This is a genomic window from Acidimicrobiia bacterium (assembly GCA_040881685.1).
Classification (GTDB): Bacteria; Actinomycetota; Acidimicrobiia; order IMCC26256; family PALSA-555; genus SHVJ01.
The window spans coordinates 23,472-37,006 of record JBBECS010000003.1; the positions used below are offsets into that span (position 1 = coordinate 23,472).

The following is a 13,535-nucleotide window of genomic DNA, read 5'->3' on the forward strand; positions in this document are numbered from 1 at the left end:
TACGCACCCGCAGCCGGCGAAACTCGTCGGCCCACCCGAGGATCGTGTCGAAGGGTCCGCTGGGCTCCGGCGTGATCACGGGTACGGCCCCGACCACGACCTCGCCGGTGTTGCCGTTGATCGAGATGACGTCGCCCTCGCGCACCGTCGTCGCGGTGCCGACCGTGAACACCTTGCCCGCAACGTCGATTTCGAGCTCGTTCGCACCGCACACGGCAGGCGTGCCCATGCCGCGCGCAACAACCGCCGCGTGGCTCACGAGCCCACCGCGCGACGTGAGAATTCCCTCCGCGGCGATCATGCCGTGCAGATCATCGGGCGATGTCTCGGGGCGAACGAGGATCACGGCCTCCCCGGCCTCGTGATGCGCTTCGGCGTCGTCAGCGGTGAAGTAGACCTTCCCGACGGCGGCACCCGGTGAGGCATTGAGCCCCTTCGCGATCGCGGCGTACTTCGCCTTGGGATCGAACTGGGGGTGGAGCAACTGGTCCAGCTGGTCCGGTTGAACGCGCAGCACCGCCTGGCGCTTGTCGATCATCCCCTCGGACTCCATCTCGACGGCCATACGCAGCGCCGCCACCGCCGTGCGCTTGCCGACACGGGTCTGGAGGATGAAGAGCCGACCCTGCTCGATCGTGAACTCGATGTCGCACATGTCGCGGTAGTGCTTCTCGAGGGTGTCCATCACGCCGAGGAGCTGCTGATGGCACTCCGGGAAGTGGTTCGCCATGGCGTCGAGATGCTCCGTGGCCCGGATGCCGGCCACCACGTCCTCGCCCTGTGCGTTGCGAAGGAAGTCGCCGTACCCGCGGGACTCGCCCGTCGCGGGGTCGCGGGTGAACGCGACTCCGGTGCCGGAGTCGTCGCCCTTGTTCCCGAACACCATCGTCTGGACGTTCACCGCCGTACCGAGGTCGTCGGGGATGCTTTCCATCCGGCGGTAGACCTTGGCGCGCTCACCGTTCCATGACTTGAACACGGCCTCGATCGCGTACTGGAGCTGCGCGGTGGGGTCTTGTGGGAACTCGATGCCGGCTTCGGCCTGCACGATGCCCTTGAACGTCTCGACCAAGCCTCGGAGGTCGTCGGCGGACAGCTCAGGGTCGGTCTCCACGCCGCGCTCGTGCCGCAGCTCCTCCAGCGCCTTCTCGAACCGCTCACCGTCGATGTCAAGGACGATCTTGCCGAACATCTGGACAAACCGACGATAGGAGTCGAACGCGAACCGCTCGTTCGACGTCTGCTTCGCGACGCCGGCCACCGACGTGTCGTTGAGCCCGAGGTTCAAGACCGTGTCCATCATCCCGGGCATCGAGAAGGCTGCACCCGATCGCACTGACACGAGCAGCGGGTCAGCTTCGTCGCCAAGGCCCTTGCCCATCTTCGACTCGAGCGTCTCGCGAGCCGCGGCGACCTCGCCCATCAGCCCGTCGGGGAGCGCGTCACCCGCGCTCATGTAGGCCTTGCAAGCGTCGGTGCTGATCGTGAAGCCAGGAGGTACGGGCAGGCCGAGCTTGGTCATCTCGGCGAGGTTGGCGCCCTTGCCCCCGAGCAGGAACTTCTGCTCCTTGGAGCCTTCCTCGAAGGCAGAGACGTATTTCACGCCGCGACTCCCGACTGCTTGGGAATCGTCGAGATTACTAACCGTGGCTCGATCCGAACCACGGATCAGCCGTCGACCACGATCGTGCGCGCCATGCGGTCGTGCATACCTTGCAGGTTCGGGTTGCGCGGCCAGCTCAGGATCGCGAACAACACCAAGCCGAAGGCAATCGGACCGAGCTGCTGGAGCATGAGGACGACGATCAGCGGCAGGCCGTAGCGCAACATCGCGCCGCGCAGTCGCAGGCGCGAACCGTCGGCGTTCACAGCCCGGATCTGCATGAGCTTCTTCCCGAGCGTGCGCCCGGAGATGACGCTCGACGGCACGAGGTAGAGCAGCATCACCCCGAGGATGAACAGATATCCACCGAGGAGCACCGGTTGCACGTCGCTCTGTAGGTTGTCGTAGCGCTTGTCGGCACGCTCGATCTGCTTCTCGAGCCGGTCGACCGCGTCCTGGGCCGTGTTGCGATCCTGACGGGCGTCGGCGGCCTTCGCTTCGTTGCCGTTCTCCCGCGCCGCATCCAAGCGGTCCTGGGCGGAATCGACGCGATCCTGAGCGTTCTGCTGGCGCACGTCGAGACGGTCCAACTGCTTGGCCACCTGGTCGAGCTGCTTGCTCTCCTTGGGATAGATCTCGTCGAGTGCGACCGTGCGCGCGACGCTGAGCGCGATGAAGAGGACCATCAGCACGAACATGTCGATCGTCAGCGCGAGGACCCTCGCCCGCGGCGGCGGTGGCCGCAGTCCGGGCGGCCACGAGGCCGGCGTCGGCAGCGGCTCCGTCGAGAACAAGCCCGGCGGACGCTCCGGCGGGGGTCGACGTTCTCGACCCCCGCGCCCGGGTGCGCGAGCGACCGGTGCGTCGTCATCTGCGTCGGTGTCGAGCGCGTCCGCAGCTCCGCCCCCACCCATCTCGATCGTCGCGTCGTACCGACCGCGCTGGTAGGGATCGCTCAACACCTGCCACGCGTTGCGGATGCTCGCCTCCTCGCGACGGTACCCGTCGATCGAGCCCTGGTCGGGCTTCTTCGTTGCCTGCTCGCGCTGCGCGTCGGCCTGCACCTCGTTCAACCGCTCTTGATACGCCGACTTGATCGCGTCCTTGTCGGTGGACGGCTCGACACCGAGCACGTCGTAATGGGTCAGGTCTTCGCTCACGTCGGTATGCGCTCCTGTAGGTACGAGATGAGGCCGTCCATCGGCACACGGTCCTGCTTCATCGTGTCCCGGTCACGGACGGTGACCGCTCGGTCATCGAGGCTCTCGAAGTCGATCGTCACGCAGGCCGGCGTGCCGATCTCGTCCTGACGACGGTAGCGGCGCCCGATCGAGCCCGCCGTATCGACGTCGATCATGAAGTGCGGCCGCAACATCGCCGCGACCTCGTCGGCGACCCGCACGAGCTTCTCCTGCTTGGAGAGCGGGAGCACCGCAACCTTGATCGGCGCCAAGCGCGGGTCGAAGTGCAGCACCGTGCGCTTCTCGAGCTTGCCCGAGTCGTTCGGCGCCTCGTCTTCGTCGTAGGCGGCCAGCAGGAAGGCCAGCAGCGCCCGGTCGGCGCCGAGCGCGGGCTCGATCACATGCGGCACGTAGCGGCGGTCGTTCTCCTGATCGAAGTACGTGAGATCCTCGCCCGAGAACTTGGCGTGCTGCGTGAGGTCGAAGTCTCCCCGGTTGGCGACGCCTTCGAGCTCGCCCCAGCCCCACGGGTACTCGAACTCGACGTCGGACGTGCCGGTCGAATAGTGCGAGAGCTCCTCGGCGTCGTGCGGGCGGAGCCGGAGCTTCGCTTCGGGGATGCCGAGGTCCACGAACCAGCGCAGCCGCTCCTGGCACCAGTGCTCGTACCAGCGCTCTGAGTCTTCCGGCGGCACGAAGAACTCCATCTCCATCTGCTCGAACTCGCGCGTACGGAAGATGAAGTTTCCTGGCGTGATCTCGTTGCGGAACGACTTGCCGATCTGCGCGACGCCGAACGGCGGCTTCTTGCGCGTGGTCGTCTGGACGTTCGAAAAGTTGACGAAGATCCCCTGCGCCGTCTCCGGCCGCAGGTAGGCGACCGACGCGTCGTCCTCCACCGGGCCGACGAATGTCTTGAACATGAGGTGGAACTGGCGCGCCTCGGTGAACGAGTCTTTCGCTCCGCAGTTCGGGCACGCGCCCGACGCCGGGAGATGATCGGCGCGGAAGCGCTCCTTGCAGTTCCGGCAGTCCACCAGCGGATCGGTGAACGTCGCCAGGTGGCCGCTGGCCTCCCAGACCTTCGGCGCCATGAGGATGGCGGCATCGATCCCGACGATGTCGTCACGTAGCTGCACCATGGAGCGCCACCACGCGTCCTTCACGTTGCGCTTGAGGAGCACACCCAGCGGCCCGTAGTCCCAGGTGGACCGGAACCCGCCGTAGATCTCGCTCGACGGGAACACGAAGCCACGCCGCTTGCACAGGTTGACCACGCGCTCCATCAAGTCCGGCTTCGCCATAGGAACCGCCGATCGTATCGGGAGGCTGCGCGGGGCCCCCGCTCGTCAAGTACGCGGTCGACGCTAAAGAAGGGCCGCGCTCTTGAGTCTTCGTTCGGATTGGTGCTCGAGGGCCGCGATCGCGAGCCGCTCGACTTCGTGGAGTAGCGGCGGGGGTGGCGGCGAGGAGAGGACGCCGTTGAGTCCGCCGCCCACGACGCGGCCCACGACGTCGAGCGCCTCGGGGGTGATGCGGCGCCCACCGTGGCGACCGCAGGGCTCGCACAGCACACCGCCCTCCTGGAGGTCGAAGGCGACGAAGGGGTCGGGCGCGCCGCAGCGCGCGCAGGTGCCGAGCTCGGGGTGGAAGCCCTCGAGCGAGAGCAGCTTCCAGAAGAAGGCCGCGCTCACCATCGGCGACGGCCGGGTGGCAAGTGTGCGCAACGCGCCCGCCAGCATCCGGTAGAGCGCGACGTTGCGCTCCCGCTCCTGCGCAACCTGGTCGACGGCCTCGAGCATGGAGATGGCGTGCGTGAGGCCCGCGTAGGTGTCTCGCAGCTGACGGTTCGCGTCGATCGTCTCGACCTGCGTGACCACGTCGAGCTCGCGCCCTCGGTAGCACTGGAACGCCACGTGACTCGTGGGCTCGAGCCGTGCACCGAAGCGACTCCCCGGCCGGCGGATGCCCTTGGCCACAGCGCGGACCTTGCCGTTGCCCTGGGTCATGAGGCTGACGATGCTGTCGGCCTCGCCGAGCTTGATCGTGCGGAGCACGACGCCTTGATCGCGATACAGGCCGGGCATCACAGGAGTGTAACTACGCACTTGTGATCCCCGCCGGTGCCCTGGGAACCGAGCCGGCCGCCGTAGCGTCGGACCCAGATGAGACGCTCGCTGACCCTGCTTGCCGCGCTGACCTTGGTGTTGACGACGCTCGTCGTGGGCCCCGCCGTCCGATCGGCCCACGCCTGCTCCTGCGTTGCCCAGACGGATCCCCAGGCCTTTGGCCAAGCCGATGCGGTCTTCGTGGGCCGTGTCACCGGCCACACGGTCGAGAGCAGCGGAGCGACGATCTCGAGCATCGACCCCGCGACCTGGACCTTCTCTGTCAGCGAAGTGTTCAAGGGCAAGGTCGCACAGCGCCAAGAGGTCGTGAGCCCGAGCAGCGGCGCGAGTTGCGGACTCGAGGTTGCTGAGGGACACGAGTACCTGGTGTTCGCCTGGTTGGACGGGGTCTTCCCCGAGGAGAGCCAACCCGGGCCAGGTCAGCTGGCGGCCTCGCTGTGCAACGGCACGCGCAGCACCGACGACGGTCCGCTCGACGTGAAGGGCGCGCGCGCCCGAGAGCCGCGGGCCGAGCCCGCCGACGATGTGGTCGTGTCGGGGCTCGTGCGCATCGACGACGCCCGCTTGGGTGACTCGCCGCGGACCGTTGTCGTCGACTTCGTCGGCGCGCCGAAGGCACCGAAGTCGAGCGCGTGCTGGGAGGGCTACCGAGCCCGCGTCGGCGAGGAGTCATTCGGCGTGGTTATCACCATCCGCCGCCTGCGTCACACAGCACCGCCGAAAGAACCGATCGCCTGCCCCGACATCGGGGCGTTCCGAACGCTGAAGGTAACCCTTCGTCAGCCCCTCGGCGACCGGCCAGTGATCGACGGCGTCACGGGCTCCGAATTCGGCTGAGCGACCTCAGTCGGAGTCGATCGCGCCGAACCGTCGCTCGCGGCGCTGGTACTCGCCGACCGCTTCGAACAGGTCGCCGCGGCGAAAGTCGGGCCACAGTGTGTCGGTGAAGACCAGCTCCGAGTATGCGAGCTGCCACAGCAAGTAGTTCGAGATGCGGTACTCCCCCGATGTGCGCACCAGGAGATCGGGATCGGGCATGTCGGCCGCATACAGGTGACGGGCGATCGTGCGCTCGTCGATCTTGTCCGGCTGGAGGCGCCGGGCACGAGCCTCGGCGGCGATCGTGCGGACTGCGTCGACGAGCTCGGCCCGCCCGCCGTAGTTGAACGCGAAAGTGAGCGTCAATCGTCGGTTCCGGCGCGTCAGCTCCTCGGTGTCCTCGATGTGGCGCAACACCCGTCGCGGCACCCGCCCAGTGCGCCGGCCGATGAAGCGCACGCGCACGCCACGTTGGTTGAGGTCATCACGCCGGCGGAGCAAGAGCGACTCGTTGAACCGCATGAGGAAGCGAACCTCGTCGAGCGGACGCCGCCAGTTCTCCGTGGAGAACGCGAACACCGTCATCCACTTCAAGCCGATGTCGAGTGCGCCTTCTACCGTGTCGAACAGCGCTTCCTCACCGGCTGCGTGACCTTCGGTGCGCTTGAGTCCGCGACGCTTGGCCCAACGCCCGTTGCCGTCCATGACGATCGCGACGTGTCGTGGAACCCGCGCCGGGTCGAGCTCATGCGCTGCGGGGACCACGCGCGCACGCTACCGCCCGGTCAACACTCCGGACGTGCGTCCCTGAGCCCGGAATAGCCGGGTGAGGGACGCACCCGGAGGGGGCCGATACGATCCGGCGCCGTGCGCTGGACCGCGGTGGTGAACCCAGTGGCAGGACGCGGACGCACGCGAAGAATGCTCCCTACGTTGCGTCACGCGCTCGAGGAGCACGCAGTTGCCGTGCACGTCTCGATGGACGTCGATGATGGTCGGCGCGTGGCGCGTGACGCGTTTCTCCGCGGTGAGGGTGTGGTCGCGTGCGGTGGTGACGGGACCGTCAGCGCGCTCGCGGGGGTCGCGGCCGATGAAGGCGGACCGATCGCAATCGTGCCCACCGGTGCCGGCAACGACCTCGCCCGCCAGCTGGGGCTCGATCCGCGTCAGGCCATCGACGCCGTGGCATTGCTCGACGCAGGCCGCATCGGGCGCATGGACCTGGGCCGGGCCGAAGCGAGCGACGGCACCGCCGAGATGTTCACGACGGTGGCCAACGCCGGATTCGATGCCGAGGCCAACCGCTGGGCGAACGATGTGCGCTGGGCGACCGGCACGACCCTGTACGTGCTCGCGCTGTTACGCACGGCGGTGACCTACCGGCCGCGCCCGATGTGCCTGCGCGTCGACGACACGACGTGGGAAGGCCCGGCGTGGCTCGTCGCGGTGGGCAACACCCGGTGGTATGCGGGCGGAATGATGATCACCCCCGGCGCGGAGATCGACGACGGACTGCTCGACGTCTGCATCGTCGGTGACGGATCCACAGCGGAGTTCCTCCGGCGGTTCCCCCGCGTGTTCAAGGGCACGCACACCGCGCTGGACAGTGTGACGACGCTCCGCGGATCGTCGGTGGAGATCACGGCATCCGACGCCGGGCAGCACGGTTTGGAGCTCTGGGCGAGCGGAGAGCGGGTCGGTCCGCTCCCGGCGCGGCTCGAGGCTGTACCCGGCGCGCTTCAGGTGCTCGTGCCCGAGACCTCAGCGCTCATTCGACGGTGACGGCGGCGTGCATCGTGGACCGATGGCCGGGGACGTTGCAGTAGATCGTGTACTCCCCGGGGTCGAGCTCAGCCTTGAGCGAATCCGGCCTGTCCGACGTGAGGATGAATCCCGCGAACTTTTGATCTTCGATGAGGAGCGTGTGACCCGGTGCACCCGAGTACACGACCTCGGTGATGCCGGCTGGTGTCACCGTGTACGCGTCCTTGTCGAACTTGATCGAGGCCAGCGCAACGACGGCGAGCTCGGCCACGGGCTTGCCCTTGGGCTCCTGGTAGCTCGCGACCTCACCTTCGCCGTGGTCCTCGCTCGGGCCGAGCGTGATGATCCCGGCGGTGACGATGGTCATCAACAGCGCAGCGACGAGCATGACGCTCGTGCCGGTGCGAATGCGGCTCGCGGCGGACATGAGCGACGCGCCCGCCATGATCGTCAGCGTCACCACCATCACGATGACGAGCGCACCCTCTTTCCCGCCGACGAGGAACGCACGGGAGAGGTTGATCACCCAGACCGCCATGGCGACGGCAGCGAGGATCGGCAACGCGAGCGGGAGGATGCCGCGCGTCCACAGCGGTTCGTTGCGGGCCGGCGAGGGAGCCTCGAGCTCGGGAGGCGATCCGTCGCCGGAACCACCAGCCGCCGACGGATCGGCCGGCGGCTGCTCGCCCGGCTCCTCCGGTGGGGCGTCGGTCTCGGTCGTCGTCATGGCCTCACACTCTGGTCGGCACCCTCGGCCCGGATCTGCTCGAGCTCACGCTCGAGCTCCCGCCGGATCCTTTGCGGTTGGCCCCGCCGGTCCTCGTCGGCGGCCCAACGGAAGAAGATTACGGCGATCAACAGCCACAACAGGGTCCCGGCACCGATCTTCATGATGAGGCCAGCGACCTGCTGGTCGTGCAGCGTCGAGAGGCCCCAGAGGTGGGGCAACCCTTCGTAGAAGCGGTACAGCGGGTGCTCGCCGAACGTGAGGAACGACGCGGGGACGGTCGGCACGATGGACTGGAGGAACAGGAATGCGGCGCGAGTCGGAGCGGCGAGTCGCGGGATCTCGGGCAGCGGGCTGAGCACCGGTATCCACACGATCAACGACGACCCGAAGATCAACACGTGCACCGCGAAGTGCAGCGGGTGCGACGCCAGGCTCTCGTTCACGAGCGATGGCCAGTGCGTGAACACGAGCACCACGTTGAAGACGATGAGCGCGGGGACGAACCGCGTGAGGGTGCGCACGACGCGGAAGAGCGCGCTCGGCGGCCGCAGCAGCCAGCGCGCGAGCCAGCCCGGGGTGCCGAGCAGGAGTAGCGGCGTCGCGACCATCGAGATCAAGAGGTGCTGCACCATGTGCACGCTGTACATGGAGCCTTCGGCCACGTCGTGGATCGGCCAGTCGGACGCGAGCCACACCGCGGCAATACCGAGCCCGAAGCAGATCGCCTGGAAGCGCGTCACCGGGGACTCGCCGGGTGCAGCGAAGCGAGGACCCACGCGCTGCACGAGGAGCCAGTAGCCGCCGGCCAGAACTGCGATCAGGAGCCAGACATCAGGATGTGCGTGCCAGTCTGCGATGTTGCCCGCACCGTGCGCCATGAGCATCAATTCCCGCTCTCGGCCCTGTGGGCCGGGCCGCTCGGGCCCCGGCTCTCTGTGCCGCAGGGTACCTGCGGCACCGTCGTTCGCCTCATAGCTAGAACACGTTAAGGGTCGCGAGCGCGATCAGATAGAGGATGATCGCGGCCACGATCCCCAGGACGAAGAAGCGCCGGAAGATCGGCAGGTCGGTACGCAGGTGCATGAACCACGCGGCCACGAGCGCGAACTTGAGGACCGCCATGCCGAGCAGGAGGACCACGATCAGCGAGTCGGGGATGTCGCCCTCGGTGTACGAGACCGCGATCTCGAGCGCAGTGACAACGCACAGGATCACCGCGATGAGCACGTACTGGACCGGCGACGGGTGCGGCCGCACCTCGCCGGGCAGCAGCCCGGGTGCGTGCTCGGTCACACCGGCTCCCCGCTCTCGGCCCTGCGGGCCGGGCCGCTCCACTTCACCTGGGCGACCGGGTCGCTGTGGCGCGGAGTCTGGGCCGCCGTCGCTCCCCTCGGCGAGCTCAGCTGGCGTGTCGGTGCTCATCCGCCCGGGTTCCCTGGCTGCGGCACGAGGTAGATGACGGTGAAGATCACGATCCACACGACGTCGACGAAGTGCCAGTACAGGCCGGCGATCTCGATCTTCTCGGAGTCGGGCTGCTTCAGCCGGCCCTGTGAGGCCATCCCCCACAGCGACATGAGCCAGATGATCCCGGCGGTCACGTGCGCGCCGTGGAATCCCGTGAGGATGAAGAACGTGGACCCGAAGAGGTTGGTGTCGAGGGCGAGTCCCTCGCGGTTGAACTCGGTGAACTCGAACACCTGACCCGCGATGAACGTGGCCCCGAGCAGGGCCGTCGCGAGCAGCCAGATGCGCAGCCGCCGCTCGTCACCCCGCTGGATGGCCGCCAACGCGAGGACCATCGTGAGACTGCTCATCAGCAGGATGAACGACGTCGCCGACGTGAACGGGATGTCGAAGAGCAGCCTGGGGCCGGGCCCGACGGTGTCGCGGCCGCGGTACAGCAGGTACGTGGCGATGAAGGCGCCGAAGAACAAGCAATCCGACGCGAGGAACAGCCACATCCCGAGCTTCTTGTTGGTGACGCCGGTTGCCGTGGCGTGCGCGTCGTGCCCCGCGGACCCCCCGCGGTTCGCCGGCGCCCCGATCTCGGTCGTCTGCTCGATCGTCGCCATCGTGACCCCTCAGTGCACCGGCTCGGGCGTGCGCCCGGTGACGGTCTCGGGCTCGGGCTCGGTGGCGGGCTCGATCGCCCACGCGTACATCCCGAAGAGCAGGACGAGGACGCCGAGGCCGAGCCAGGCGAAGCTGTGGTACACCGCGGCGTACCCGAGCGGCAGCAGCCCGAGGGCCATCACCAGCGGGTAGATCGACGGAGACGGCATGTGGATGCCGTGGCCGTGCTTCTCCTCCGCCGGCGCCGCGTCGGCACCTCCACTCGGCAGCGGCATGAGTCGACCCTCGTCGTCCTCGGTGTACTTGTGGTGCCAGAACTCGTCCCGCGCCTCGACCTCGGGGACGTCGGCGAAGTTGTACGCGGGAGGTGGTGACGCGGTGGTCCACTCGAGCGTGCGCCCGTCCCATGGGTCGTTGCCCGCGACCGCACCGCGCTTGAACTTGATCGACACGATCACGTTGGCGAGGAAGATCAATGTGGAGACGCCGATGATGAACGCTCCCACCGTCTCGATCTGGTTCCACACGTCCCAGCCGAGGCCCTCGTCATAGCGATACGTGCGACGGGGCATCCCGTACAGGCCGACGAAGTGCATCGGGAAGAACGTGAGGTTGAACCCGATGAGCATCGTCCAGAAGTTCCACTTCCCGAGCCGCTCGTCCAACATGCGGCCGAACACCTTCGGCAACCAGTAGTAAAAGCCGCCGAACACCGCGAGCATCAGACCGCCGAACAGCACGTAGTGGAAGTGCGCGACCACGAAGTACGTGTCGGTCTGCTGCGTGTCGGAGGGCACGACCGAATGGAGCACTCCCGACAGACCACCGATGGTGAACATCGCGATGAACCCGAGCGCGAAGAGCATCGCCGTCGTGAGCCGAACAGCGCCGCGCCACACCGTGGAGAGCCAGTTGAAGATCTTCACGCCGGTCGGAACCGCGATCAGCATGGTGGAGACCGCGAACGCGGAGATGGCCACCGGACTGAGCCCGGTCGCGAACATGTGGTGCGCCCACACACCCCAGCCGAGGAAGCCGATCGCGATCCCCGAGAACACCACCACGGCGTAGCCGAACAGCGGCTTGCGCGAGAACACCGGCAGGATCTCCGACACGATGCCCATGCCGGGCAAGATGAGGATGTACACCTCGGGATGGCCGAAGAGCCAGAACAGGTGTTGGTACAGCAACGGATCGCCACCAGCGGCAGGTTGGAAGAACAACGTGCCGTAGTTGCGGTCGAAGAAGACCATGATCAGCGCGACGGTGATGATCGGCATGGCGAAAAGCGTGAGGAACGCGACGACCAGCATCATCCACACGAACACCGGCATGCGCATGAGCGTCATACCTGGCGCGCGCAGGTTCAGGATCGTCACGATGAAGTTGATCGCCGATGTCGTCGACCCGATGCCGAGCATGATCAGGCCGATGGACCAGAAGTCGGGACCGCGGCCCGGAAGGAACCCGGCGCTGATCGGGGTGTCGGTCAAGGGCGTGTAGCCGAACCACCCGCCGTTCGGAACGCCGTTGATGCCCGGGATCCAGCTCGAATAGAGGAAGATCGCGCCGACGGCGACAACGTAGAAGCCGAACGCGTTCAGCCGCGGGAACGCGACGTCGCGAGCTCCGATCATGATCGGGACGAAGTAGTTGGCGATGCCGACCGCCATCGGCATGCCCATGAGGAACACCATCGTGGTGCCGTGCATGGTGAACAGCTCGTTGTACTGCGCGGCCGAGACGACCGTTCCGTTCGGCCCGGCGAGCTGGAGCCTGATCAGCAGCGCTTCGAGCCCACCCACGAGGAAGGAGAGCAGCGACAAGGAGCAGTACATGATTCCGATGCGCTTGTGGTCGATCGTGGTCAACCAGCTGAAGGCGCCCGTCGTCTTCGTCGGACGGCGAAGGAGGAGCGCCCTGCGCGGCGCGGTGACAGCACCCGAGACCGTGGTCATGGGTCAGCCCTCATCAAGTCAACGAGAGTAGATAGTCGGCGAGGATCTCGGCTTCGCGCCGGGTCATCGTGGGGAACTTCTTGGTGTCGCCGTCGGGCGTGTTCTGCGTGAAGGAGGGCATGCCGACGCAGATGACTCCCTCCGTACCGGGTGGACCGAGACGGCACTCCTCCGACTGCATCGGGACGAGCGACGGCGCGTCGAGCAACCACTCGATGAGCTTCTCCCGAGTCAGCTCGAAATAACCGCTGGCGAACGTCGTGCGACTGGCGAGGTGCGTCAAGTTCGGCCCATACGAGCTCACACTCGAGTCGCTCGGGCTGTGGCAGTTGCTGCACGCGAACTTCGCGCCGAACAGCTCCTCCACCGCGCCGGCGTCGGCGAGCTCCACCGCCGGTCCCTCGCGCTGGCCCTCGAGCCAGGCCTCGTAGTCGGAGGGGTTCTCGGCGATCACGCGGAACCGCATGTTGGCGTGCGAGAGCCCGCAGTACTCGGCGCATTGACCCAAGAACACGCCAGGCTCGTCGGCGCGCAGCTTGAGCTGGTTCCGACGCCCGGGGACGACGTCGCGCTTGCCAGCCAGACCGGGCACCCAGAAGCTGTGCAGCACGTTGCAGCCGGGCCCGGTCGTGCCGTCCCCACGTGCCGCGCCGCCCGGGAGCGACTCGTCGCAGGCCTCGAGGGTCATGAGCACGTCGCGGCCCGTCGGGATGTGCATCTCGTTGGCGGTGACGACGGCCTTGCCGTTGGCGTCCTTGGGATAGTCGAACTGCCACCACCACTGCTTGCCCACGGCGGTGATCTCGACCGGATTCTTGGGCTCCTCGTCGAGGCTGAAGATCGTGCTCACGGTGGGGACAGCGACCGCGAGCAGGATCACGGCGGGGAGGATCGTCCACCCGATCTCGAGCGGCGTGCTGCCGTGGGTCTGCTTCGGGCGGACGTCCTGGCCGGGGCGCTGGCGGTAGTGCAGGGCCACGAAGATGGTCAGGCCGATGATGATCACGCCGACTACGACCGACGCGAAGAACACCGGAGTGAAGAGGTTGTCGATCTCTTCGGCGTAGCGGCCCTTCGGGCGCAGCGCGTTCTGGCGGTTGCGCGGACCGGTTTCGGTCGAGCACGCGCTCAACACCAACGCGAGGGTCGCGAGCGTCGGGATCCACCATCGCTTGTGGAGCCCCCGGCGCGTGCGCTGCAGCCTCATCTTCCCCGGTGTCGGTGAACCTTGGCCGAATGCGCCCGACTCCCGAGCGCGTCGGCACTCTACCGCCG

13 protein-coding genes are annotated in these 13,535 nt (G+C 67.3%); 2 read left to right on the plus strand and 11 right to left on the minus strand.

Annotated elements, in window-relative coordinates:
* The 4 genes from WEE69_01275 to recO all read right to left on the minus strand — a co-directional run.
* Positions 1-1,603 (minus strand): pyruvate, phosphate dikinase (locus tag WEE69_01275; protein MEX1143924.1); only part of this gene is annotated, 1,603 nt, incomplete at its 3' end.
* A gap of 65 nt (positions 1,604-1,668) precedes the next feature.
* Positions 1,669-2,763 carry an RDD family protein gene (locus WEE69_01280; protein ID MEX1143925.1) on the minus strand — a complete coding sequence of 365 codons (1,095 nt, stop codon included), beginning with the start codon at positions 2,761-2,763 and terminating at the stop codon, positions 1,669-1,671.
* Entirely contained in the window at positions 2,760-4,088 is a 1,329-nt protein-coding gene (locus WEE69_01285) for a glycine--tRNA ligase (protein MEX1143926.1), read from the minus strand. The genes WEE69_01280 and WEE69_01285 overlap by 4 nt, the downstream gene beginning before the upstream one ends.
* Before the next feature lie 63 nt (positions 4,089-4,151).
* On the minus strand, positions 4,152-4,871 hold the full coding sequence (recO, locus tag WEE69_01290; protein ID MEX1143927.1) for a DNA repair protein RecO: 720 nt from the start codon (positions 4,869-4,871) through the stop codon (positions 4,152-4,154).
* A gap of 78 nt (positions 4,872-4,949) precedes the next feature.
* Between recO and WEE69_01295 the strand changes: the two genes are divergently transcribed.
* The gene (locus WEE69_01295; GenBank protein ID MEX1143928.1) at positions 4,950-5,750 is read left to right on the plus strand and encodes a hypothetical protein; all 801 of its coding nucleotides are present in this window, start codon (positions 4,950-4,952) and stop codon (positions 5,748-5,750) included.
* Between the two features lie 6 nt (positions 5,751-5,756).
* Here the strand turns inward: WEE69_01295 and WEE69_01300 are convergent, their stop codons facing one another.
* Complete coding sequence (locus WEE69_01300) at positions 5,757-6,497, minus strand: isoprenyl transferase (GenBank protein ID MEX1143929.1); 741 nt, start codon at positions 6,495-6,497, stop codon at positions 5,757-5,759.
* Between the two features lie 117 nt (positions 6,498-6,614).
* On the opposite strand from WEE69_01300, the gene WEE69_01305 reads away from it, so the two are divergent.
* Complete coding sequence (locus WEE69_01305) at positions 6,615-7,514, plus strand: diacylglycerol kinase family protein (GenBank protein MEX1143930.1); 900 nt, start codon at positions 6,615-6,617, stop codon at positions 7,512-7,514.
* Here WEE69_01305 and WEE69_01310 read toward each other — a convergent pair.
* The 6 genes from WEE69_01310 to WEE69_01335 form a co-directional block, all read right to left on the minus strand.
* Positions 7,501-8,223, minus strand: a complete 723-nt coding sequence (locus WEE69_01310) for a hypothetical protein (GenBank protein MEX1143931.1) — start codon at positions 8,221-8,223, stop codon at positions 7,501-7,503. The two genes, WEE69_01305 and WEE69_01310, sit on opposite strands and share 14 nt — an antisense overlap.
* A complete protein-coding gene (locus WEE69_01315) occupies positions 8,220-9,110 on the minus strand; it encodes a cytochrome c oxidase assembly protein (protein MEX1143932.1) in 891 nt (296 codons plus the stop codon). Before WEE69_01315 ends, WEE69_01310 begins: the two co-directional genes overlap by 4 nt.
* A gap of 91 nt (positions 9,111-9,201) precedes the next feature.
* Entirely contained in the window at positions 9,202-9,519 is a 318-nt protein-coding gene (locus WEE69_01320) for a cytochrome C oxidase subunit IV family protein (GenBank protein MEX1143933.1), read from the minus strand.
* A 125-nt stretch (positions 9,520-9,644) separates the two neighbouring features.
* The gene (locus WEE69_01325) at positions 9,645-10,301 is read right to left on the minus strand and encodes a cytochrome c oxidase subunit 3 (GenBank protein MEX1143934.1); all 657 of its coding nucleotides are present in this window, start codon (positions 10,299-10,301) and stop codon (positions 9,645-9,647) included.
* 9 nt (positions 10,302-10,310) lie between these two features.
* Positions 10,311-12,260, minus strand: coding sequence for a cytochrome c oxidase subunit I (gene ctaD, locus WEE69_01330; GenBank protein ID MEX1143935.1), 1,950 nt, complete (start codon positions 12,258-12,260; stop codon positions 10,311-10,313).
* 13 nt (positions 12,261-12,273) lie between these two features.
* Entirely contained in the window at positions 12,274-13,467 is a 1,194-nt protein-coding gene (locus tag WEE69_01335) for a cytochrome c oxidase subunit II (GenBank protein MEX1143936.1), read from the minus strand.
* Positions 13,468-13,535: the final 68 nt, after the last annotated feature.